Below are 23,709 nucleotides of genomic sequence, written 5' to 3'. Positions count from 1 at the left end.
TCGTATGGTGAAGGGGTAAGGCTTGGTTACCGGGTTTTGCGATAGCGCAGGGCGGCACGCCCACGCGGAGTGCTCAGCGGCTGCACCGGCCTCTTCGTGAGCAAGCGCACACGCCCTTCAGGCAGAAGCGCAGAGCATCGGGCACGATAGTTGAGGTTATCGTTCCTCACGCTCCAGCGTGGGAACGCAGTTCTCGACGCTCTGCGTCGTCAAGAGTACGCGGAGCGTCCAGAAAGGCATGCGACGCAGAGCGCCGCACGATAGTCGCGCCGGCACCGGCGTCTTCGTGAGCAAGCTCGCACGCCCTTCGGGCAGAAGCGCAGAGCATCGGGCACGATAGTTGAGGTTATCGTTCCTCACGCTCCCGCGTGGGAACGCAGTTCTCGACGCTCTGCGTCGTCAAGAGGACGCGGAGCGTCCAGAAAGGCATGCGACGCAGAGCGCCGCACGATAGTCGCGACTGCACCTGCCCCTTTGTGAGCAAGCTCGCACGCCCTTCGGGCAGAAGCGCAGAGCATCGGGCACGATAGTTGAGGTTATCGTTCCTCACGCTCCCGCGTGGGAACGCAGTTCTCGACGCTCTGCGTCGTCAAGAGGACGCGGAGCGTCCAGAAAGGCATGCGACGCAGAGCGCCGCACGATAGTCGCGACTGCACCTGCCCCTTCGTGAGCAAGCTCGCACGCCCTTCGGGCAGAAGCGCAGAGCATCGGGCACGATAGTTGAGGTTATCGTTCCTCACGCTCCCGCGTGGGAACGCAGTTCTCGACGCTCTGCGTCGTCAAGAGGACGCGGAGCGTCCAGAAAGGCATATGACGCAGAGCGCCGCACGATAGTCGCGACTGCACCTGCCCCTTCCCCTTCGTGAGCAAGCTCCCACAAAGGCTGGGTACGCATGACTCTTGCCAATACAGCCCGGCCGCATTTCACGGCGAAACTGTGTCTTGACCACTCATTAAAAAAAGCCAGACTGAGTAGTTGATTCAACTCAGGGATTGGAGCCAATGGACATCTCGACTCTTGCTGTATTCATTCCGGCCTGCTTTGCGCTGAACATGGCGCCCGGTCCGAACAATCTTCTGTCGATCAGTAATGCTACGTGCTATGGCTTCACCAGCTCTTGCGTCGGCGGAGCGGGGCGCTTGTTGGCGTTTGTCATCATGATCGCCTTGGCTGGTGCAGGACTGACTGCCGTGTTGCATACGTCCGAATGGTTGTTTCATGTGATCAAGGTCGTTGGTGCGGCGTATCTGTTTTATCTCGCGGTGCAGTTGTGGCGCGCTGCTCCGTCCATACAGGACCAGGCAGCGGTCACAACAGCCAACGCTGGCAGCCTTGCGCGGCAAGAGTTTCTGGTGGCTATTGGTAATCCGAAAGCGATCCTGCTGTTTACTGCTTTTCTTCCGCAGTTTGTGGATCACCAGAGTGATGTGTCAGGTCAGTTCGCGGTGCTGGGTAGTTTGTTTCTGGTATTGGAGTGCGTAGCGATCGCGTTGTATGCCGCGATGGGGATACATGCTCGTCGCCTGTTGGCGAAACCCAGTGGCAAGCGGTTGTTCAACAGGGTGTGCGCAGGGTTGTTGGCGGGCGCTGCATCGGTACTGCTGGTGTCGCGGCGTGCTTGAAGTGTGAACGCGGAATAACTGCCGCGCAGACGAAAAAAAGCCCCGAAACGACTAGGTCGTACGGGGCTTTTTTCTGGGTTTTTACAGACCGGCAGCGGCGCGCAGGGCGTCGGCGCGGTCGGTTTTTTCCCAGGTGAAGGCGGTGAAGGTGTCATCGCCAACGGTCATTTCGACCGGGGTACGACCGAAGTGGCCGTAGGCCGCAGTGGCCTGGTACATCGGGTGCAGCAGGTCGAGCATGGTGGTGATGGCGTATGGGCGCAGGTCGAAGTTGTCGCGGACCAGCTTGATGATCTTGTCATCGGACAGCTTGCCGGTGCCGAAGGTGTTCAGCGAGATCGACGTCGGCTGTGCCACGCCGATAGCGTAGGACACCTGAATTTCGCAACGCTCGGCCAGACCGGCAGCCACGATATTCTTGGCAACGTAACGACCGGCGTAAGCGGCCGAACGGTCAACCTTCGATGGGTCCTTGCCGGAGAATGCACCGCCACCGTGACGGGCCATGCCGCCGTAGGTGTCGACGATGATTTTGCGGCCGGTCAGACCACAGTCGCCTACCGGGCCACCGATGATGAAGTTGCCGGTCGGGTTGATGTGGAACTGAGTGTCCTTGTGCAGCAGGTGCGCAGGGATGACGTGCTTGACGATCAGCTCCATCACGCCTTCGCGCAGGTCCTTGTACGACACATCCGGGTTGTGCTGAGTCGACAGCACGATGGCGTCGACACCGACAACCTTGCCGTTTTCATAACGGCAGGTAACCTGGGATTTGGCATCCGGGCGCAACCACGGCAGCAGGCCGGATTTACGCGCTTCAGCCTGACGCTGCACCAGTTGGTGAGAGAAAGTGATCGGCGCGGGCATCAGCACGTCGGTTTCGTTGCTGGCGTAGCCGAACATCAGGCCCTGGTCGCCAGCGCCCTGATCTTCAGGCTTGCTGCGGTCAACGCCTTGGGCGATGTCTACCGACTGTTTGCCGATGATGTTCATCACGCCGCAAGTCGCGCCGTCGAAACCGACGTCGGAGCTGTTGTAGCCGATGTCGAGGATGACGTTACGCACAATGTCTTCCAGATCGACCCAGGCCGAAGTCGACACTTCGCCAGCGATGATTGCCACACCGGTCTTGACCAGTGTTTCGCACGCTACGCGGGCGTATTTGTCTTCAGCGATGATAGCGTCCAGAACCGCGTCGGAAATCTGGTCGGCGATCTTGTCCGGATGCCCTTCGGACACGGACTCGGAGGTGAAAAGTGAATATTCGCTCATCTCTACGGGTTTCCTTCATTTTACCGATGGTGAGTGTCGCCAGCCGGTCGCTGAAAATGGCGAACCTGGATCTGGAAACCATTACGTAAGCCTACATAGAGGCTTTCCCCGGGAACTAGCCCCGCAGCGATGGCCCAACGGGCCAGGTCTTCCTGCTCGAAACCTAACCAGAGATCGCCACAGGCCTCCCTGGCCCAGCTCTGGTCATGACTACACAATTCTGTTACCAGCAAACTACCGCCGGGTTTTACGTGTTCGGCCAGTTGCCTGAGGGCTTGGGCCGGGACTGCGAAATGATGCAGCACCATGTTGAGGACGACGCAGTCGGCACTGACTTTAGCGTCCGTCAGTGCATCGGCCAGCCTCAGCTCAACGTTAGCCAGCGCCTTGCGCTCGCAGACGCCACGCGCCAGGTCCAGCATCACCGGGCTGTTGTCCATCGCGATAACCTGGCGGAAGCGCCGGGCCAGCTCTGGCAGAAAGCCGCCGTCGCCGGGGCCTACTTCCAGCGCCGTTGCCTGCGCGCCGAAGCTCAGTTTGTCGAGCAATGTCAGCAGGCTTTCGCTGTACTGCGCCAGACCGGCGATAAGGTCTTGCTGGGCACGAAACTTTTCGGCAGTACGGGCAAAGAAATCCTGACTGGCCAATGCACGTTGCCGATGCACCAGACCTATGCGGCTCTGTACGTCTTCCGGCAGGTTCAGCGTGTCCACTTCATCAAGCAGCGCCGCATGTAGCCTGCCGCCCGGCAATTCAGTGTGGGGCAGGGCGCGACGGTAGAAAATCGCGTTGCCTTCACGCCGCGTTGCAACCAGATCCGCCTGCGCCAGCACCTTGAGGTGGTGACTCATGCCAGACTGGCCAATGGCAAAAATCTGCGCCAGCTCAAGCACGCCGAACGAATCGTTGGTCAGCACACGCAGTACGTTAAGCCGCAAGGGATCGCCGCCGGCCTTGCACAATGCAGAGAGGTCGTCGCATGCATCATGGCGAATGGCAGGTACACGCAGGTTCATAGCTGCGCAGTCTAGAGAGCGATCCGGAGCGCTGCAAGGGCAATATCAAAAAGTTTTGATATTGCTGGATGGGTGGCACCGGTCAGGCCTAGTGAACTTGTTGCGCTGACGGGTAATCCAGTCTTTACAGGGCAAATAATGTCCGTAACCCCGGAAAAAAGCCTATGGTCGACTATCTGTGATTGCCCCCGGCCTGTCCCTGAGGGAAAATGGCCGTCTTTTTTCCGATCCTAATTTTACAATTCCCAGGAGATCAGCGATGCCAAGCCGTCGTGAGCGTGCCAATGCTATTCGTGCCCTAAGCATGGATGCCGTGCAAAAAGCCAACAGCGGCCATCCGGGTGCCCCGATGGGCATGGCGGATATCGCCGAGGTTCTGTGGCGTGATTATCTCAAGCACAACCCGGCAAACCCCGCGTTCGCTGACCGTGACCGTTTCATCATGTCCAACGGCCATGGTTCGATGCTGGTCTATTCGTTGCTGCACCTGACCGGCTACGACCTGTCCATCGACGACCTGAAAAACTTCCGTCAACTGCACAGCCGCACACCGGGTCACCCCGAGTTTGGCTATACCCCAGGCGTTGAAACCACCACTGGCCCATTGGGTCAGGGTTTTGCCAACGCCGTCGGTTTTGCCGCTGCCGAGAAAACCCTCGCCGCACAGTTCAACCGTCCAGGCCATTCCATCGTTGATCACCATACCTACGTGTTTATGGGTGATGGCTGCATGATGGAAGGTATTTCCCATGAAGTCGCTTCCCTGGCCGGCACGTTGCAGCTGAAAAAGCTGATCGCGTTCTACGACGACAACGGCATCTCCATTGATGGCGAAGTCGAAGGCTGGTTTACCGACGATACGCCTAAGCGCTTCGAGTCCTACGGCTGGTTGGTTATCCGCAATGTCGACGGTCATGACCCTGAAGAAATCAAGACCGCCATCGACACCGCGCGCAAGAGCGACAAGCCGACGCTGATCTGCTGCAAGACCACCATCGGCTTTGGCTCGCCGAACAAGCAGGGCAAGGAAGAATCCCACGGTGCGCCGCTGGGTGCGGACGAAATCGCCCTGACTCGCGCGGCCCTGAAATGGAACCACGGTCCTTTCGAAATTCCGGCTGATATCTACGCCGAGTGGAATGCGAAAGAAAAAGGTCTGGCTGCCGAAGCCGAGTGGGATCAGCGCTTTGCTGCCTATTCCGCCGCTTTCCCTGAACTGGCCAACGACTTCATCCGTCGCATGAGCGGCGAGTTGCCTGCTGACTTTGCGGAAAAATCCGCTGCTTATGTCGCCGAAGTCAACGCCAAAGGCGAAACCATCGCCAGCCGTAAGGCCAGTCAGAACGCCCTGAGCGCACTGGGCCCGTTGCTGCCGGAAATTCTCGGTGGTTCGGCCGACCTGGCCGGCTCCAACCTGACCATCTGGAAAGGCTGCAAGAGCATCACTGGCGAAGACCCTAACGGCAACTACCTGCACTACGGTGTTCGTGAGTTCGGCATGGGCGCCATGATGAACGGTATCGCCCTGCACGGCGGCTTCGTGCCGTACGGCGCAACCTTCCTGATCTTCATGGAATACGCTCGCAACGCGGTGCGTATGGCCTCGTTGATGAAGAAGCGCGTGATCTACGTATTCACCCACGACTCCATCGGTCTGGGCGAAGACGGCCCGACTCACCAGCCGATCGAGCAACTGACCAGCCTGCGTACCACGCCGAACCTGGACACCTGGCGTCCGGCAGATGCCGTGGAATCGGCCGTGGCCTGGAAACACGCCATCGAGCGCAATGACGGTCCATCCGCGTTGATTTTCTCGCGTCAGAACCTGACCCACCAAGCGCGTGAACAGCAGCAGATAGATGCCATTGCCCGTGGCGGGTATGTGCTGCGTGACTGCGCTGCAGAGCCTGAGCTGATTCTGATCGCGACCGGTTCGGAAGTCGGTCTGGCTGTGCAGGCGTATGACAAGCTGACCGAGCAGGGTCGCAACGTTCGTGTGGTCTCCATGCCATGCACCAGCATCTTCGAAGCTCAGGATGCGGCCTACAAGCAGGCTGTTCTGCCACTGCAGGTCAGTGCACGTATTGCTATCGAAGCGGCTCACGCCGACTACTGGTACAAATACGTGGGTCTGGAAGGTCGCGTGATCGGCATGACCACGTTCGGCGAGTCGGCCCCTGCGTCAGCCTTGTTCGAAGAGTTCGGCTTTACGCTGGAAAACGTCCTGAGCACGGCTGAAGAGCTGCTCGAAGACTGATCAGCTATGTAATGTTGTGTTGTGTGGGAGCGAGCTTGCTCGCGAAGAAAGCGCCTCGGTGAGTCTGGCAAACCGGGTGCTCTCATTCGCGAGCAAGGCGGATCGCGCCCCGGTCGCTCCCACAGGTTTTATCGTTTACGCAATCAGATCCATCCTCTGGCGAAAACTTCATGCCCCAGCCCCGCCCTTACAAAGTTGCTCTGAACGGTTACGGCCGTATTGGTCGTTGCGTCGTTCGCGCGCTGTGCGAGCGGGGGGCCAAGGCCGGGTTTGAAGTGGTTGCCATCAATGATCTGGCCGACATGGCCAGTCTCGAATACCTCACGCGCTTTGACTCCACACACGGCCGGTTTCCCGGCGAAGTGCGGGTCGAAGGGCAATACCTGCATATCAATGATCACCGCATCAAGGTCCTGCGCAGCGCGACACCGGAAGGCATCGACTGGGCCGGTCTGGAAGTCGATCTGGTGCTTGAGTGCTCCGGTGTCTACAACACTCGCGAAGACGGCCAGCGCTTTCTGGATGCCGGTGCGCCGCGGGTGCTGTTTTCCCAGCCGATGGCCAGCGAACGGGATGTCGACGCCACCGTGGTGTTCGGCATTAACCAGCACAAGCTGACCGGCCGCGAGTTGTTGGTCTCTGCCGCGTCGTGTACCACCAATTGCAGTGTGCCGCTGCTGCGTCTGCTGGATCAGGCCATCGGCCTTGAGTACATCACCATCACGACCATCCATTCGGCAATGAATGATCAGCCGGTGATCGACGCCTATCACCACGAAGATCTGCGCCGTACCCGCTCGGCGTTTCAGTCGATCATTCCGGTGTCCACCGGTCTGGCGCGAGGAATCGAACGGCTGCTTCCGGAACTTGCCGGCCGAATTCAGGCCAAAGCTGTTCGTGTTCCGACCGTCAATGTGTCTTGCCTGGACATTACGCTGCAAATGTCGCAAGACACCGACGCTGTCGAGATCAACCGTATTTTGCGTGAGGCCGCCACCAGCGGCCCGCTCAAGGGACTGCTGGCCTACACTGAGTTGCCGCACGCCAGCTGCGATTTCAACCATGACCCGCATTCGGCGATTGTCGATGCGAGTCAGACCCGCGTTTCCGGTCCCAGGCTGGTCAATCTGCTGGCCTGGTTCGATAACGAATGGGGTTTTGCCAACCGAATGCTCGACGTCGCCGATCACTTTCTGCGCGTCGCTGACCAATAACAGTAAAAAAACAGGAATGCTCATGACCGTCTTGAAGATGACCGACCTCGATCTGCAAGGTAAACGTGTACTGATCCGCGAAGACCTCAATGTCCCGGTAAAGGACGGCGTTGTCAGCAGTGATGCACGTATTCTTGCCTCGCTGCCGACCATCAGGCTGGCGTTGGAAAAAGGCGCGGCCGTCATGGTCTGCTCGCACCTGGGTCGTCCGACCGAGGGCGAGTTCTCTGCTGAAAACAGCCTCAAGCCGGTTGCCGAGTACCTGAGCAAGGCATTGGGTCGTGATGTTCCGCTGGTTGCCGATTATCTGGACGGCGTTGACGTCAAGGCCGGCGATGTCGTGCTGTTCGAGAACGTTCGCTTCAACAAGGGCGAGAAAAAGAACGCCGACGAGCTGGCGCAGCAATACGCAGCACTGTGCGACGTGTTCGTGATGGATGCCTTTGGCACCGCCCACCGTGCCGAGGGTTCTACTCACGGCGTGGCAAAATTCGCCAAGGTGGCAGCGGCAGGTCCGTTGCTGGCCGCCGAGCTTGAAGCACTGGGCAAGGCCCTGGGCGCTCCGGCTCAGCCGATGACTGCCATCGTTGCGGGCTCCAAGGTGTCCACCAAGCTGGACGTACTCAACAGCCTGAGCGGCATCTGCAATCAGTTGATCGTCGGCGGCGGCATTGCCAACACCTTCCTGGCTGCAGCGGGTCACAAGGTCGGTAAATCGCTGTACGAACCTGACCTGCTCGATACCGCGCGTGCCATTGCCGCCAAGGTCAGCGTGCCATTGCCGAAGGACGTGGTGGTTGCCAAGGAGTTCGCCGAGAGTGCTGCCGCTACCGTAAAACTGATCGCTGACGTCGCCGATGACGACATGATTCTTGATATTGGCCCGCAAACTGCTGCGCATTTCGCCGAATTACTGAAATCTTCCGGGACTATCCTGTGGAACGGTCCAGTCGGCGTGTTTGAATTCGATCAGTTTGGTGAAGGCACCAAAACGCTGGCCAAGGCCATTGGCGAAAGCCAAGCGTTCTCCATCGCGGGCGGTGGCGACACATTGGCGGCCATCGACAAGTATGGTGTTGCAGAACAGATTTCCTACATTTCGACCGGTGGCGGTGCATTCCTCGAGTTCGTGGAAGGCAAGGTTCTGCCAGCGGTAGAAGTGCTCGAACAACGCGCCAAGGCTTGAATGAAAGCTTTGGACAAGGAGTGGTCAATGGTCAGGGCGTTACCGTGGTTTCTCATCGCAGGTTTGCTGGCCGGTTGCGCGGGCAAACCTGCGGTTGAAGAGGTGGAGAGCGACTCCCCGAGCCAACCGCTCCAGTTAAGCTGCTATCAGGCGGGCTGGCAGGCTGAAACAGTGCCGGTCATCTACAAGCGTGGCGGTCCGCAGGTATGGGATCGTTACGAGTTCATGCCCAGAACAGGCAATGTAGGATGTTTGTGAGCCAGGTCTGAAATCCGTTTGGCAACATTGACGGGCTTGGGCGGTCTTTAAAGAGTGGATATTTTTCCGGCAAAGGCGTTTCGCCATGAAGATCGCTGCCCTGGCTCTGATGAGCTGCGTTGTATTGGCTGGTTGTACCGGTTCTGGCTCGCATGCCAAGACCTGTCAGATATTCAGCCCGGCCTCTGTGAATGTGCCGACGACTGAAAACAGTCAACGGGTCGAGGCACATGTAACGGGTGAGCCGGCCGATGACCGTAAACAGGAACAGAACTGCCCCTGACAGTTGAAACGACCGGCATACACCGCGTTTCGCAGGGCAGCCAGGAGATGTAATGAGACGCGTGATTGCCTTTGGGGTTTTGGCAGTGCTTGGCGGTTGTTCGAGCATGAGCACATCGCAGCACAATGACCCCTGGAACCGTTGGGTGTGTGACAGCAATGCAGAGGTCAACTGGCGCTACATCGATTCGGCCAAAAAGGAAGTCGATGTTCGCCTGAATCAGAGCGATCAGGTGTTCAGGCTCAAGGCTGAACCCGGCGCTGCCAGCGGAACGCTTTACAGCAACAACGTGTTGGCATTCGTCAACAAGGGTAGCGAGGGCCTGATCTACTGGGACGCTACCAACGATCTGATCGGTCGCGGCTGCAAGGCCAGATAAGTCGGATCTCGGGCACACACGCACAGCCTTTATGGCTGAGCTTATAACTTGAATGGCAGCCGCCACTACGGCAGGCTTGCTCGATTAACGACCCTACCGGGAGAGAGACAGACAATGGCACTTATCAGCATGCGCCAGATGTTGGACCACGCAGCCGAATTCGGCTACGGCGTTCCAGCTTTCAACGTAAACAACCTGGAACAGATGCGCGCCATTATGGAAGCGGCCGACAAGACCGACTCCCCGGTGATCGTCCAGGCTTCTGCCGGTGCCCGCAAATACGCCGGTGCGCCGTTCCTGCGTCACCTGATCCTCGCCGCGATTGAAGAATTCCCGCACATCCCGGTGGTCATGCACCAGGACCACGGCACCAGCCCTGACATCTGCCAGCGCTCGATCCAGCTGGGCTTCAGCTCGGTGATGATGGACGGCTCGCTGCGTGAAGACGGCAAGTCCCCAGCCGATTACGACTACAACGTCGACGTTACCCGTCGCGTAGTGTCCTTCGCTCACGCCTGTGGCGTTTCCGTGGAAGGTGAGCTGGGCGTGCTGGGTTCGCTGGAAACCGGTATGGCCGGTGAAGAAGACGGCGTTGGCGCGGAAGGCGTTCTGGACCACAGCCAGATGCTGACCGACCCTGAGGAAGCGGCTGACTTCGTCAAGCGTACCCAGGTCGATGCCCTGGCCATTGCCATCGGTACCAGCCACGGCGCGTACAAGTTCACCAAGCCGCCTACTGGCGACATCCTGGCGATCGAGCGCATCAAAGAGATTCACAAGCGCATCCCGAACACTCACCTGGTGATGCACGGTTCTTCGTCCGTTCCACAGGAATGGCTGAAGATCATCAACGAGTTCGGCGGCGACATCAAAGAAACCTACGGTGTACCGGTCGAAGAAATCGTTGAAGGCATCAAGCACGGCGTGCGCAAGGTCAACATTGATACCGACCTGCGTCTGGCCTCTACCGGTGCAATCCGCGAATTCATGGCTAAAAACCCAAGCGAGTTCGACCCGCGCAAGTATCTGGCCAAAACCGTCTCGGCCATGCGTGACGTGTGCATCGCGCGCTACGAAGCCTTCGGCACCGCTGGCAACGCCTCGAAGATCAAACCGATCTCTCTGGACGCCATGTTCGAACGCTACGCGCGTGGCGAGCTGGATGCCAAGATCAACTGAGTTGATTGCGCATTGAAAAAACCCGCAGAAATGCGGGTTTTTTATGTCGGTTCAAAAGTACCTGCGCGGCGCAGATTTGTGACGCAGAGCGTCACGACAGGCATTCCCACGCTGGAGCGTGAGGAACGATCGGCGTCCGGGAGAACACCTACAACTATCGTGCGACGCTCCGCGTCGCATGCCGTTCTGTACGCTCTGCGTCCGCTTTTTAGTATGCAGCGCGGCGCAGATTTGTGACGCAGAGCGTCACGACAGGCATTCCCACGCTGGAGCGTGAGGAACGATCGGCGTCCGGGAGAACACCTACAACTATCGTGCGACGCTCCGCGCCGCATGCCGTTCTGTACGCTCTGCGTCCGCTTTTTAGTATGCAGCGCGGCGCAGATTTGTGACGCGGAGCGTCACGACAGGCATTCCCACGCTGGAGCGTGAGGAATGATCGGCGTCCGGGAGAGCACCTACAACTATCGTGCGACGCTCCGCGTCGCATGCCGTTCTGTACGCTCTGCGTCCGCTTTTTAGTATGCAGCGCGGCGCAGATTTGTGACGCAGAGCGTCACGACAGGCATTCCCACGCTGGAGCGTGAGGAACGATCGGCGTCCGGGAGAACACCTACAACTATCGTGCGACGCTCCGCGTCGCATGCCGTTCTGTACGCTCTGCGTCCGCTTTTTAGTATGCAGCGCGGCGCAGATTTGTGACGCGGAGCGTCACGACAGGCATTCCCACGCTGGAGCGTGAGGAACGATCGGCGTCCGGGAGAGCACCTACAACTATCGTGCGACGCTCCGCGTCGCATGCCTTTCTGGACGCTCTGCGTCCTCTCTTAAAGTGCTTAAACGCTCTTCATCAACCCCGCACACGCTGCCTTGTAAGCCTCGTGCTGATACTTGTTAAGCGTATCAGGCAGGGCGAAAGCGTGTTTCTTGTTCTGCGCATTAATGGTCTGCGGCGAGATAAGCGCTACATCGCAATCGGACATCAGTTGAAAGATGGTTTCGATCTTGAATGTGGTCGGGCCGCCGGCGAATTCGCCTTTCTTGCTGCGTTTTTTGATGGCGATGTGGCTGACGCCGTGTTCGCGTACGAAGCTGGCGAGCTGCGTAGCGAAAGCCTTGACGTTGGCAGGCTCTTCATCGTCCTCCAGCGCGATCTTTTTCGTGGCCAGCGGCAGATGAGCGAGCCCGCTGCTCTGCCGAGTGGCAAGGGCGAATATGGCTTCGCTGCCTTTGATTTCTACACCGCAAATAATCATGAGAAAACCTGATGAGCTCGTTCATATAAAGAAGCAGGTTATCTCATCGTAGACGTTATTCCTGTGCAATCGACTCCAGGTACTCCGAGCGCTCGTCGCTCATGCGCGCAATGCAGTCGTTTTCACTGATGGTGAATGCTTTGCTGCCTGCCGCAGAAGGGAATACCTCAACGGCACAATCTGCGTCACGCAGCTTCTCCCAGGCTTGCTGGGCGGTCTTGAGTTTGCTGGTAAAGTCGTTGAACTGCGTCTTGTTGGCAACGAACTGCGACTGAACACGCTTGAGCAGGTTGTTGAAATTTTCCTTGAGCAATTCTTCTGCAGTCGTGCGGCTGTAAGCCGAGCACTCCAGAGTCTGCTTGTCATCGTCGACACCGTCGCAAGGCGAGACATCCGGGTTCTGAGCAGCCTGTACGCCTGTCACAGCCGTTGCCATCAGGGCCAGGGTCAGCAAAAACGTTTTCATCGAGTCGCTCCGATCCATTGATACGCTGGATTCTGTCTCAAGCGCGAGACAATGAACAGGTTTACGACATCGTGGGGCGACACGCCGTCACCCTTTGTCGCATCTTGACGCTTTCGGCAAACCCCCTGTCGTTTTTGCACCCGGTTCACGCGACCCTCCGGCATATGCTGACCCCATTAGCGCCGACAGCCGATTCGGCGCGCCGGAATCAAAAAAGGGGACAGCCTGATGAGCCCAGCCGAATTGCACGCCGACAGCATCGTTATTGACGGGCTGATCATCGCCAAGTGGAACCGCGAGCTGTTTGAAGACATGCGCAAGGGCGGCCTGACCATGGCCAACTGCACGGTGTCGGTATGGGAAGGCTTCCAGGCCACTATCAACAGCATCTGCAGCAGCCAGAAACTGATGCGCGAGAACAGCGACCTGGTCATGCCGGTGCACACCACCGCCGACATTCGCAAGGCCAAGGAACTGGGCAAGACCGGCATCCTCTTCGGCTTCCAGAATGCGCATGCCTATGAAGACCAGATCGGTTACGTCGAGATCTTCAAGCAACTGGGCGTCGGCATCGTGCAGATGTGCTACAACACCCAGAACCTGGTCGGCACCGGCTGCTACGAACGCGACGGCGGGCTGTCGGGTTTCGGACGTGAGATCGTCGCTGAAATGAACCGGGTCGGAGTAATGTGCGACCTGTCCCACGTCGGCTCGAAAACCTCGGAAGAGGTCATACTCGAATCGAAAAAGCCGGTCTGCTATTCCCACTGCCTGCCGTCCGGCCTCAAGGAACACCCGCGCAACAAGTCCGACGCTGAACTGAAGTTTATCGCCGACCACGGCGGCTTCGTAGGCGTGACCATGTTCGCGCCGTTTCTGGCCAAGGGCATCGATTCGACCATCGACGATTACGCCGAAGCCATCGAATACGTGATGAACATCGTGGGTGAAGATGCCATCGGCATTGGTACTGACTTTACCCAGGGGCACGGTCAGGAGTTTTTCGAATACCTGACCCACGACAAGGGCTACGCCCGCCGCCTGACCAGCTTCGGCAAGATCATCAACCCGCTGGGCATCCGCACCGTGGGCGAGTTTCCCAATCTGACTGAAACGTTGCTCAAGCGCGGTCACTCCGAACGCGTGGTGCGCAAGATCATGGGCGAGAACTGGGTCAACGTACTGGCCGACGTCTGGGGCGAGTAATCCGCCAGCCACACCTTATCGAATTGAACCCCCGCGGCCTTTCAGGCGGTGGGTGTAACCCGAATCATCTGGAGTTTGACCCCCATGGCTAAAATCGCCCCGCAACTGCCTATCGAAGTCGACAGCGAAACCGGCGTCTGGACCTCCGATGCGTTGCCGATGCTCTATGTGCCCCGGCACTTTTTCGTCAACAACCACATGGGCATCGAAGAAGTGCTGGGTGCCGATGCCTACGCTGACATTCTCTACAAAGCCGGTTACAAGTCCGCCTGGCACTGGTGTGAAAAGGAAGCCGAATGCCACGGCCTGCAAGGTGTTGCCGTGTTCGAGCACTACATGAAGCGTCTGTCGCAACGCGGCTGGGGACTGTTCAAGATTCAGGACATCGATATCGAAAAAGGCACCGCCAGCGTGAAGCTTGAGCACTCCTGTTTCGTGTATGTCTACGGCAAGGTCGGGCGCAAGGTCGACTACATGTTCACCGGCTGGTTTGCCGGGGCGATGGACCAGATACTCGCCGCCAGCGGCAGCTCGATCCGTACCGTAGCCGAGCAGGTTTACGGTGGCTCCGAAGAAGGTCACGACGACGGACTGTTTGTCGTCAAGCCGCTGTAAATCGAGGATCGCGTTATGGCTTTCGAAGCGATGTTCCAGCCGATCCAGATTGGCAAACTGACAATCCGTAACCGTGTGCTGAGTACCGCGCACGCTGAGGTTTATGCCACAGACGGCGGCATGACCACCGACCGTTATGTGAAGTACTACGAAGAGAAGGCCAAGGGCGGTATCGGTCTGGCCATCTGCGGCGGTTCATCAAGTGTCGCCATCGACAGCCCGCAAGGCTGGTGGAAATCGGTCAATCTGGCCACCGACAGAATCATCCCGCACTTCCAGAACCTCGCCGACGCCATGCACAAGCACGGTGCCAAGATCATGATCCAGATTACTCACATGGGCCGTCGCTCGCGCTGGGATGGTGATCACTGGCCGACCCTGATGTCGCCGTCAGGCATTCGCGAGCCGGTACACCGTGCGACTTGCAAGACCATTGAACCGGAAGAGATCTGGCGGGTGATCGGCAACTACGCCAGCGCAGCGGCGCGTGCCAAGGCCGGTGGGCTGGACGGGGTCGAGTTGTCGGCGGTGCACCAGCACATGATCGACCAGTTCTGGAGCCCGCGGGTCAACAAGCGCACGGATGAATGGGGCGGCAGTTTCGAGAACCGCATGCGCTTTGGTCTGGAAGTCATCAAGGCGGTGCGCAAGGAGGTCGGCCCCGACTTTTGTGTGGGCCTGCGCATCTGTGGCGACGAGTTCCACCCCGATGGCCTCAGTCACGAGGACATGAAACAGATTGCCAAGTATTACGACGACACCGGCATGATCGATTTCATCGGCGTGGTGGGCTCGGGTTGCGACACCCACAACACCCTGGCCAACGTCATTCCGAACATGAGTTATCCACCGGAGCCGTTTTTGCACCTGGCTGCCGGGATCAAGGAAGTGGTCAAGGCCCCGGTGCTGCACGCGCAGAACATCAAGGACCCGAACCAGGCAACGCGCATTCTGGAAGGCGGCTATGTGGACATGGTCGGCATGACCCGCGCGCACATTGCCGACCCGCACCTGATCGCCAAGATCAAGATGGGCCAGATCGATCAGATCAAGCAATGCGTCGGTGCCAACTACTGCATCGACCGCCAGTATCAGGGGCTGGATGTGCTGTGCATTCAGAACGCTGCGACGTCCCGCGAATACATGGGCGTGCCGCACATCATCGAAAAATCAGCCGGGCCAAAACGCAAGGTCGTGGTGGTCGGTGCCGGTCCTGCCGGTATGGAAGCGGCTCGGGTATCTGCCGAGCGTGGCCATGACGTAACGCTGTTCGAGAAAAAGGAGTTCATCGGCGGGCAGATCACTACCGCGTCCAAGGCACCGCAGCGCGACCAGATTGCCGGTATTACGCGCTGGTTCCAGCTGGAGCTGGCGCGCCTGAAAGTAGATTTGCGTCTAGGCGTTGCGGCCGATGCAGCAACCATCCTCGACCTGCGCCCAGACATCGTGGTGCTGGCGGTGGGCGGTCATCCGTTTCTGGAGCAGAACGAACACTGGGGCGCTGCCGAGGGGTTGGTGGTCAGCAGCTGGGACGTGCTGGATGGTAAAGTTGCGCCGGGCAAGAACGTGCTGGTCTACGACACCATCTGCGAGTTCACCGGCATGTCGGTAGCCGACTATCTGGCCGACAAGGGTAGCCAGGTCGAAATCGTCACCGATGACATCAAGCCGGGCGTGGCAATTGGCGGAACCTCGTTCCCGACCTACTACCGCAGCATGTACCCCAAGGAAGTGATCATGACCGGCGACATGATGCTGGAAAAGGTCTATCGCGAGGGCGACAAGCTGGTGGCGGTGCTGGAGAACGAATACACCGGTGCCAAGGAAGAGCGAGTGGTCGATCAAGTGGTTGTGGAAAACGGCGTGCGTCCGGACGAAGCGATCTATTACGCGCTCAAGGAAGGCTCGCGCAACAAGGGCCAGATCGACATCGATGCGCTGTTCGCCATTCAGCCACAGCCTTCATTGAGCCAGCCGGGCGACGGTTACCTGTTGTTCCGTATCGGCGACTGCGTGGCGCAGCGCAATACTCATGCAGCGATCTATGACGGCTTGCGCCTGTGCAAGGATTTTTGAGAACAGCTACAAGTTGCAAGCGGCAAGCTGCAAGTAGAAGCCTTTGCTCGGTGCTTTTTCTTGAAGCTTGCAGCTTGAGGCTTCCAGCTTAAAGCTTGCACCTTGAGGGCAACGTGATGCTAGACACCCTTCTTCCCATCCTGCTGTTCAGCGCCTTGGCCCTTGCGGCGCTGGGTGCGTGGCGGCGGGTGAGCATGTGGCGCAACGGACGGCCCTCGAAAGTCGACTTGCTCGGCGGGCTGCTGGCCATGCCCAAGCGCTACATGGTTGACCTGCACCACGTAGTCGCACGCGATAAATACATCGCCAACACCCATGTTGCCACTGCAGGCGGGGCGGTTGCCTCAATCGTGCTGGCGATTCTGGTGCACGGCTTCGGCCTGCATAACCGCGTTCTTGGCTACGCGCTATTGCTAATGACGGCGGTGATGTTTGTCGGCGCGGTATTTGTATATAAGCGTCGTCTCAATCCGCCCGCGCGTTTGTCGAAAGGGCCTTGGATGCGTCTGCCGAAAAGCCTCATGGCGTTTTCAGCGAGTTTCTTTCTGGTCACGCTGCCGGTGGCGGGCATTCTTCCCGAGCATTTTGGTGGCTGGGTGCTGGTTGTGATCCTCGGGTTGGGCGTGTTGTGGGGCGTTAGCGAGCTGTTCTTCGGCATGACTTGGGGCGGCCCGATGAAGCATGCCTTTGCCGGGGCGCTGCACCTGGCCTGGCACCGGCGTGCCGAGCGTTTTGGTGGTGGACGTTCCACGGGCCTGAAACCTTTGGACCTGAACGATCGAACCGCACCGCTGGGTGTGGAGAAACCTCAGGACTTCACCTGGAATCAACTGCTGGGCTTCGACGCCTGCGTGCAGTGCGGCAAGTGCGAAGCGGCCTGCCCGGCGTTTGCGGCAGGCCAGCCACTCAACCCGAAAAAGTTGATTCAGGACATGGTGGTCGGCCTTGCCGGTGGCACCGACGCAAAATTTGCGGGCAGTCCATATCCGTCGCTGGATGGCAAAGGCAAGCCGCTGGGCGAGCATGGCGGCAATCCACATCAGCCCATCGTCAACGGGCTGGTGGACGCCGAAACGCTGTGGTCCTGCACCACGTGCCGAGCCTGCGTCGAAGAGTGCCCGATGATGATCGAGCACGTCGATGCCATCGTCGACATGCGCCGTCACCTGACCCTCGAAAAGGGCGCGACGCCAAACAAGGGTGCCGAGGTGCTGGATAACCTGATCGCCACCGATAACCCCGGCGGTTTTGCACCGGGTGGTCGGATGAACTGGGCAGCGGATCTGAACCTGAGTCTGCTCAGCGAGAGAAAGAGTGTGGACGTGCTGTTCTGGGTGGGGGACGGCGCGTTCGACATGCGCAATCAGCGCACGCTGCGCGCCTTCGTCAAAGTGCTTAAAGCGGCCAGGATCGATTTCGCCGTGCTGGGCCTCGAAGAGCGCGACAGCGGTGACGTGGCACGGCGTCTGGGCGATGAGGCAACCTTTCAGGTACTTGCCCGACGCAACATTCAGACCCTGGCCAATTACAGCTTCAAGCGTATCGTGACCTGCGACCCGCACAGCTTTCATGTGCTGAAAAACGAATATGGCGCTTTTGGTGGCGACTATCAGGTGCAGCATCACAGCACCTTCATGGCTGAACTGGTGCGCAATGGTGCCTTGAATCTGGGCCAGCACAAAGGCGCCAGCGTGACCTATCACGACCCGTGTTACCTGGGCCGTTACAACGGTGAATACGAGGCTCCGCGTGAAGTGCTGCGCGCATTGGGTATCGAGATCAGGGAAATGCAGCGCTCGGGCTTTCGTTCCCGCTGCTGTGGCGGTGGTGGCGGCGCGCCGATTACCGATATCCCCGGCAAACAGCGAATTCCCGACATGCGCATGGACGACATTCGTGAAACCGCTGCCGAGGTGGTAGCAGTCGGTTGTCCACAGTGCACAGCCATGCTTGAAGGCGTGGTTGAACCGCGCCCGCTGATCAAGGATATCGCCGAGCTGGTGGCCGACGCGCTGATTGAAGAAGTTATCCCCAGCCCGTCTGTTGCCAGCAAACGTGAACCCGCGGAGGTGCACTGATGAGCGACATTATCCGCCGCGACCCTCGTGCCGAATGGATCGCTCGCAATCGACTGCATCCGCTGCATGCCGCCATGCAGCCTGCGCAGAGCAGTTGGATGGGACCAAAAGGTTTGCTGCGCAAGAACGTGCATGGCCAGGGTTTTATCGGTCCCAACGGTATAAAGCGCATCGACCGTAGCGGCGCTCAGCAGGGTGGCGCGGTCAAGCGTTCAGCCGTCGCCGACGTGCAGTTGCCACTGCATACCATCGTCGAGCCAGCGTTCTATATCACGGTGGTGCCCGATATGGTCGGCGGCCGCCTGAGCAGCCACGACCGCGATCTATTGGGGCTGGCGCGTCAGCTTGCGGGAGCCGACGGTGCCGTGCTGGCAGTGGTGTTCGGCGAACACAAGGAAACTGCGTTCGACGTTGCTGGCGTGGATCGGTTATTGATTATCGACGGTGCCGGGTTCGACGGTTATTCACCGGAACAGCGCGTGCAGGTATTGCGAGCTGTGGATAACCAGTTCACCCCGCGCCACTGGCTGCTGCCGGATAGCCGCACCGGCGGTGGCGAACTGGGAAGACGTTTTGCCGCCAGCATCGGCGAGCGACCTGCAACGCGGGTCTGGCAGGTCAAGGACCAGCTGTGCATAAGTCGGGCAGGAGCCGGGCGCGAAGACCTGGTTCGGCCTTTGGCCCGTCTGATTCTGGCCGCCGTAGAGTGTGCCGAACCGGTGAGCGAAACCCGCCACGAGGTAGTGCCGGTCGAGTTGTCCACAGGCATAGCACGCAGCCTGCCGCGTATCGAAGACCTGGGAGCGGTTGCCGTCGATCCCGGAGTTATCCCCATGGCTGAAGCCGAATTCATTCTGTCTGGCGGCAATGGTGTCAAAGACTGGGACCTGTTTCATCACGCCGCTTCGGCACTCGGGGCCACCGAAGGGGCGTCGCGGGTGGCGGTGGACGATGGTTTCATGGGCCGCGAGCGTCAGGTAGGCGCGAGTGGCACCTGGGTGACCGCAAGGGTGTATGTTGCCGTTGGTATTTCCGGGGCCATCCAGCATCTGCAGGGCATCGGCGCCTGTGACAAGGTCATTGCGATCAATCTGGATGCGGGGTGCGACATGGTCAAACGCGCTGATCTATCGGTCATCGGCGAGAGCGCCGAAGTGCTCACGGCATTGATCGCTGCGGTGGCAGCCTGGCGCAGCGGAGGTAAGCGTGATGCAGCCTGAAGTGTCTGTGGATAAGCATGCGGTACAGATCATCAGTCTGGTGTCAATCGGGGCCCACCCGACATCGGGTCGTGCGCGCCGCGCCGAACAGGATGCGCGGGCCGTCGAGCTTGGCTTGCAGCTGGCTGGGGATAACTTGCAGGTACTGCACGCCGGCAATGCCGAAGAACCGGCGCTGCGCGCTTACCTTGGCATGGGGCTCAACGAGCTACATGTGCTGGAGCAACCCGAGGGCGCCGATGCGCTGGTCGCTCTGACTGACTACCTCCGCGATTCTGCCGCACAGGTGGTGTTGGCTGGCAGTCAGGCTGAAACCGGTGAAGGGTCGGGCATGCTGCCCTTTCTGTTGGCTGAAAGGCTGGGCTGGCCATTGGTGACCGGTCTGGCTGAAGTCGAGTCGCTGAACAACGGTACCGCAGTGGTGTTGCAGGCTCTGCCTCGCGGCCAGCGTCGTCGGCTGAAGGTCCGCCTGCCGTTTCTGGCCACTGTGGATAACGCGGCTCCCAAACCTCGACAGAGCGCATTCGGGCCCTCACAGCGTGGCACGCTGGACACCGAAAGAGTTCAGGTCGTTGCCGATGAGTTATTGACCAACCAATCGCTGCAGCCAGCCAGACCGCGGCCTAAACGCCTGAAAGTGATCAAGGCCAAGAGCGGCGCTGATCGCATGAAAGCCGCCACTGCCAAGGCCAGCGGCGGCGCAGGCCAAGTGCTGAAGGGGCTGTGCCCGGAAGAGGGCGCAGCCGCGATTCTGAAGCTGTTGATCGATGAGGGCGTCGTAAAGTAAGGCTATGGTCTTGTGCTGCCCTCTTTGATGGGCGGTTTGCCTTTCTGCTCGGAGAGAGGCCGGGAGTAGGCATAGGAAATACTCCCGTCTAGACCATCGCCATTACTGACCTCGACTTTTACATCCGCGTTTTCGTAACTGCGGTTGAAACTCGAAATGGTGATGGGTAGCAAAATGGCTCGTTTGAACGTCACGCCTGTACGGCCTTGACCAATATTCTTTTCGGGAAGACTTACGCACAATCCCTGTGCGTGTGCCTGTGGATAATGTGTTCGTGAACGTCTGAAGGGCCTGTAGAACGTGGCTTTTGGAGTGGTGTTCAAAAAACGATCAATCTAACTCTTTATTTTCATTGCATTTTTTTTGTGGATAAATGCGCACTGCCATCTGCCAGCCACTGGGTTTGCCCACAATCTCTGTGAGCGTGCTTGTGGACAAGTTGTTTGTGATTACCTGCAAGCCTTGTAAGTAAAGGCTTTGGAGGTTTTGTATAAAAAATGATCAAAGCAGGGTTTTGTGTGCGGCGTTGGTTCATTCGGGTGGTTTTTCAGCCATTTCATACGTTGTCCACAGCAGGCCGGGTGATTGGGACGAAGTTGTACCCAAAGTCTGTTGGCGCTTCTGTGGATAAGGTGTTTGCGCTCCTCTGTAACCCAGTGAAACTGCGGGCTACAAGGTTTTGAGCAAAAAATGTACAGGTGCCATGTTTGCAAGTTGATCTGGATAAGTGATTGTTATCCAGTGCATTCCTGCGTCAGCGCAACGACTCACCCACATGAACGCTTTGAAGGCTGTGTGGATAAGTCATTTCGTCGCTATATTTTCAAGCCCGTCTCATCGGCTATGGCAGCAGGTACCTGACGCCACGAGGATCACAGCCATTTTTTCGGCAAACCGGGATAAAGTTTGCCGCCTGCTTGCTCCACCCAAAGCGCCCACAACGTTGGTGCACTCCCTGGCTTCCAGTCTATTTGTGAGGTGTGAGGATTGAGACAGATATAGGTGTCGCCGCCATACGTCACTTTATCCCCCTCCAAATAGGATTGAGCTGTTTTCCACTCAGGAATCGCTGCGCTGGTCGAAGCGTGTACAACATTGCTTGGGCCAGACAGGTTTTTCTCTGTATCGAGCGCGCCGGCAAGACACTGATACGTTTTAGCCGCTGTTAGTCCTTCCACAGTGTACTTGAGTGTTGTGGCGTCGAGACTCACTGTCTCCCCGCCAAAGGTTATGAGGCGGTAGGACGCGACACCCAGTGCACTGAAAGACGCGTCCCACTCTAATGAAACACTGGTCATTGTTGCGGCGGTCTGGCGTAAGTTGCCTGGTGGCGTAGGGCGATCGTCAGAGGGCTCGGACTTTGTAGTGACCAAGAGCGTTTCAGAGCGCTCAGAGCTGTTTCCCACGCTGTCAATCGCCTGGATCTGATAACCATAAAGACGGCTTTGCAAGACACTTGCGTCAGTAAGGGGTGCGCTTTCAACGCGCTGTAAAAAAACATTATCCCTGAAGAGGTCATATTGGACGTGAGCAACTTTCGCCTTGCTCCAGTCGAGCGTTACCGACGTTGTGGTCTGTTCGGTGGATTTGAAGTCGAGAGGCAGTGACGGGTTACCGGGCACAGGTGTTTCGCCAGCGGTCTTGACCTTTAATACATTACTGACCTCTGACCACTGAAGTTCGGTATCTTGTGCAACGACGTAGTATTCATACTGAGTATCGGCAGTGACGTCGCTATCGGTATACGCGGTCGTTACGCTTGCGATCGTTTGAAAAGGCCAGCCATTGCGGCCAATTTGATACCTGACGATTTGGCTATCGCTGGTAGACGGTGTCCACGTTAGCGACACGCTGCTCTCGGTGACCTCCGCGAGGCTCAATACAGGTGTCGTCGGTTTTGCATCGCCTCCGCCTTCACTCTGTGTACGCACGGTGAGTGCGGCCGAGAATTCGGATGTGTTGCCCATGACATCAATTGCACGCACCTGGTAACTGTAAGCAGTACCGGGCTGAAGGCCGGTATTGTTATAAACAGGGTTGTCTACAAGAAAGGAGTCCGCACCGTTACGACGCAATTCATATTGCAAGACCGGTTGCGGGCCTTCCGAGAGTGACCAGTTCAGTTTCACCGACGTTGCAGTTTTTTCGGTTGATCTGAGATCAGCAGGTACTGATGGTTTTTCCGGTACAGGTGTTTCGCCTCCGGTGAGATAACCGTAGCGGTTCACGAACTCCCAGTTGTACTCCTCGCCGCTTTTGTCCTTGCCGGCGTCCCAGTTGACTGACCAGGTCATCAGCCCGCGAATCGGATTGCCGGCGTCTTCCAGCTCTTGCAGTGCATCCTTGACGTCCTGCGGATCAACCACGTAACCGGTGGCGGCGGCGTCATTGTTGGTCGGTAGACCAATGGCCAGCCTGTCGGCCGGAATTTTAGTGAAGCCACGCGTGCCGTGGATCAAGCTGTCGGTCAGGTAGTAAATAAACTCTTTCTTATGGGCGTCGTTGTTTTGAGTGACCCACAGGTTCAGCTCATCAACCCATATACCATCGCCGCCCTGGTTATAATACTGTGGCGCGATAAAGTCATAGATGTCTTCCAGTGCGTTGATGTAGGCCAGGTAAGCGCCGCCGCTTCTCAACGATTCCAGAAACGTCACGACGTCTTTTAGGAACGGAAAGTACGCAGTGATTTCTTTCAATAAAGGCAGTTTTTTGCTGACTCTAAGGTAAGGAAATTCCGGGGCCATGCTGATGATGAAGTGCTTCCCTTCTGTCTCGTAATACTCGCGCACCATCCTCAACGCAGCCGGTAATACGGTCTGGTTATCGGCAAAGGTAATAGCAGCTTGTTCAAGGTCGATATCCAGGCCGTCAAAGCCATAGGTTTCAACCAGACGAATAATTTCATAGGCCAGTGCATCTTCCTGACCGGCATGCAACTCAATATGCGCGTCAGCCCCGCCAAGAGAAATCAGCACTGCACGGCCTTGTGCATTCAGTGCTGCCACCTGAGCGCGAAACGCATCATCACTCAGGTTATAAGGTTTGAAGGTGGGAATGCCGGCACCTTTCATAAAGGCCACGGCCACGACGTTATACGCTTCGGGTATGTCGGTCAGCGCCATCTCTTTGAAGAGGCCTTGCTGGTAACCTTGACCGGGTTCGGAAGGCCAGTTATGCCAGAACCCCATGAGAATATTTTTGCCCCTTATATCCGGCATGGCCGAGGCGGCATCGGTTGTTTTGTTTTTATATTGATTAATGATTTTTGGCTTGAGCATAGTCCGTGTCTCCTTCCGTTGGATTGACTTCAACGAGAGTTGATCACGAGAGGGGTT

The 23,709-nt window shown here is 58.1% G+C and carries 19 protein-coding genes; 14 read left to right on the top strand and 5 right to left on the bottom strand.

The genetic code is table 11. From position 1 onward, the window contains the following. Positions 1 to 1,002: 1,002 nt before the first annotated feature. The gene (locus tag KP808_RS23845) at positions 1,003 to 1,623 is read left to right on the top strand and encodes a LysE family translocator (RefSeq protein ID WP_122259530.1); all 621 of its coding nucleotides are present in this window, start codon (positions 1,003 to 1,005) and stop codon (positions 1,621 to 1,623) included. Positions 1,624 to 1,704: 81 nt separating this feature from the next. Here the strand turns inward: KP808_RS23845 and metK are convergent, their stop codons facing one another. Continuing rightward, entirely contained in the window at positions 1,705 to 2,895 is a 1,191-nt protein-coding gene (gene metK / locus KP808_RS23840; RefSeq protein WP_002555698.1) for a methionine adenosyltransferase, read from the bottom strand. A 20-nt stretch (positions 2,896 to 2,915) separates the two neighbouring features. After that, positions 2,916 to 3,911, bottom strand: coding sequence for an ArsR/SmtB family transcription factor (locus KP808_RS23835; protein ID WP_057454833.1), 996 nt, complete (start codon positions 3,909 to 3,911; stop codon positions 2,916 to 2,918). Between the two features lie 259 nt (positions 3,912 to 4,170). Here KP808_RS23835 and tkt point away from each other — a divergent pair, with 259 nt between their 5' ends. From tkt to fba, 7 genes are all read left to right on the top strand, one after another. Next, positions 4,171 to 6,168, top strand: a complete 1,998-nt coding sequence (gene tkt / locus KP808_RS23830) for a transketolase (protein ID WP_011169753.1) — start codon at positions 4,171 to 4,173, stop codon at positions 6,166 to 6,168. A 170-nt stretch (positions 6,169 to 6,338) separates the two neighbouring features. Further along, a complete protein-coding gene (gene epd, locus KP808_RS23825) occupies positions 6,339 to 7,382 on the top strand; it encodes an erythrose-4-phosphate dehydrogenase (RefSeq protein WP_122259531.1) in 1,044 nt (347 codons plus the stop codon). A gap of 22 nt (positions 7,383 to 7,404) precedes the next feature. Beyond that, positions 7,405 to 8,568, top strand: a complete 1,164-nt coding sequence (locus KP808_RS23820) for a phosphoglycerate kinase (RefSeq protein ID WP_230017048.1) — start codon at positions 7,405 to 7,407, stop codon at positions 8,566 to 8,568. Between the two features lie 27 nt (positions 8,569 to 8,595). After that, on the top strand, positions 8,596 to 8,826 hold the full coding sequence (locus KP808_RS23815; protein WP_044318367.1) for a putative periplasmic lipoprotein: 231 nt from the start codon (positions 8,596 to 8,598) through the stop codon (positions 8,824 to 8,826). 85 nt (positions 8,827 to 8,911) lie between these two features. Further along, positions 8,912 to 9,109, top strand: coding sequence for a hypothetical protein (locus KP808_RS23810; RefSeq protein WP_004654900.1), 198 nt, complete (start codon positions 8,912 to 8,914; stop codon positions 9,107 to 9,109). A gap of 52 nt (positions 9,110 to 9,161) precedes the next feature. Beyond that, positions 9,162 to 9,488: an MliC family protein gene (locus KP808_RS23805; protein WP_058408337.1), complete on the top strand. Its 327-nt coding sequence runs from the start codon at positions 9,162 to 9,164 to the stop codon at positions 9,486 to 9,488. 114 nt (positions 9,489 to 9,602) lie between these two features. Beyond that, complete coding sequence (gene fba / locus KP808_RS23800; RefSeq protein ID WP_004654897.1) at positions 9,603 to 10,667, top strand: class II fructose-bisphosphate aldolase; 1,065 nt, start codon at positions 9,603 to 9,605, stop codon at positions 10,665 to 10,667. Between the two features lie 836 nt (positions 10,668 to 11,503). Here the strand turns inward: fba and KP808_RS23795 are convergent. Then, positions 11,504 to 11,923 carry a DUF3010 family protein gene (locus KP808_RS23795; RefSeq protein WP_002555669.1) on the bottom strand — a complete coding sequence of 140 codons (420 nt, stop codon included), beginning with the start codon at positions 11,921 to 11,923 and terminating at the stop codon, positions 11,504 to 11,506. Between the two features lie 55 nt (positions 11,924 to 11,978). Further along, positions 11,979 to 12,389, bottom strand: a complete 411-nt coding sequence (locus KP808_RS23790) for a lysozyme inhibitor LprI family protein (protein WP_058408336.1) — start codon at positions 12,387 to 12,389, stop codon at positions 11,979 to 11,981. A 228-nt stretch (positions 12,390 to 12,617) separates the two neighbouring features. On the opposite strand from KP808_RS23790, the gene KP808_RS23785 reads away from it, so the two are divergent. From KP808_RS23785 to etfB, 6 genes are all read left to right on the top strand, one after another. Further along, a complete protein-coding gene (locus tag KP808_RS23785; protein ID WP_004663330.1) occupies positions 12,618 to 13,595 on the top strand; it encodes a dipeptidase in 978 nt (325 codons plus the stop codon). 84 nt (positions 13,596 to 13,679) lie between these two features. After that, the gene (locus tag KP808_RS23780; RefSeq protein ID WP_005613912.1) at positions 13,680 to 14,210 is read left to right on the top strand and encodes a DUF5943 domain-containing protein; all 531 of its coding nucleotides are present in this window, start codon (positions 13,680 to 13,682) and stop codon (positions 14,208 to 14,210) included. A 15-nt stretch (positions 14,211 to 14,225) separates the two neighbouring features. After that, entirely contained in the window at positions 14,226 to 16,286 is a 2,061-nt protein-coding gene (gene dgcA / locus KP808_RS23775; protein ID WP_044320870.1) for a dimethylglycine demethylation protein DgcA, read from the top strand. Between the two features lie 116 nt (positions 16,287 to 16,402). Continuing rightward, positions 16,403 to 18,364 carry a dimethylglycine demethylation protein DgcB gene (gene dgcB / locus KP808_RS23770; protein ID WP_230017047.1) on the top strand — a complete coding sequence of 654 codons (1,962 nt, stop codon included), beginning with the start codon at positions 16,403 to 16,405 and terminating at the stop codon, positions 18,362 to 18,364. Next, positions 18,364 to 19,584 carry an electron transfer flavoprotein subunit alpha gene (gene etfA, locus KP808_RS23765; RefSeq protein ID WP_230017046.1) on the top strand — a complete coding sequence of 407 codons (1,221 nt, stop codon included), beginning with the start codon at positions 18,364 to 18,366 and terminating at the stop codon, positions 19,582 to 19,584. The genes dgcB and etfA overlap by 1 nt, the downstream gene beginning before the upstream one ends. Further along, positions 19,574 to 20,371 carry an electron transfer flavoprotein subunit beta gene (gene etfB, locus KP808_RS23760; RefSeq protein ID WP_230018964.1) on the top strand — a complete coding sequence of 266 codons (798 nt, stop codon included), beginning with the start codon at positions 19,574 to 19,576 and terminating at the stop codon, positions 20,369 to 20,371. The genes etfA and etfB overlap by 11 nt, the downstream gene beginning before the upstream one ends. Positions 20,372 to 21,243: 872 nt before the next feature. Here etfB and KP808_RS23755 read toward each other — a convergent pair. Beyond that, positions 21,244 to 23,652, bottom strand: coding sequence for a fibronectin type III domain-containing protein (locus KP808_RS23755; RefSeq protein ID WP_230017045.1), 2,409 nt, complete (start codon positions 23,650 to 23,652; stop codon positions 21,244 to 21,246). Positions 23,653 to 23,709 lie beyond the last annotated feature (57 nt).

This window comes from Pseudomonas savastanoi, from assembly GCF_020917325.1.
GTDB lineage: Bacteria > Pseudomonadota > Gammaproteobacteria > Pseudomonadales > Pseudomonadaceae > Aquipseudomonas > Aquipseudomonas amygdali.
This window is presented reverse-complemented; position numbering and strand designations above follow the sequence as displayed.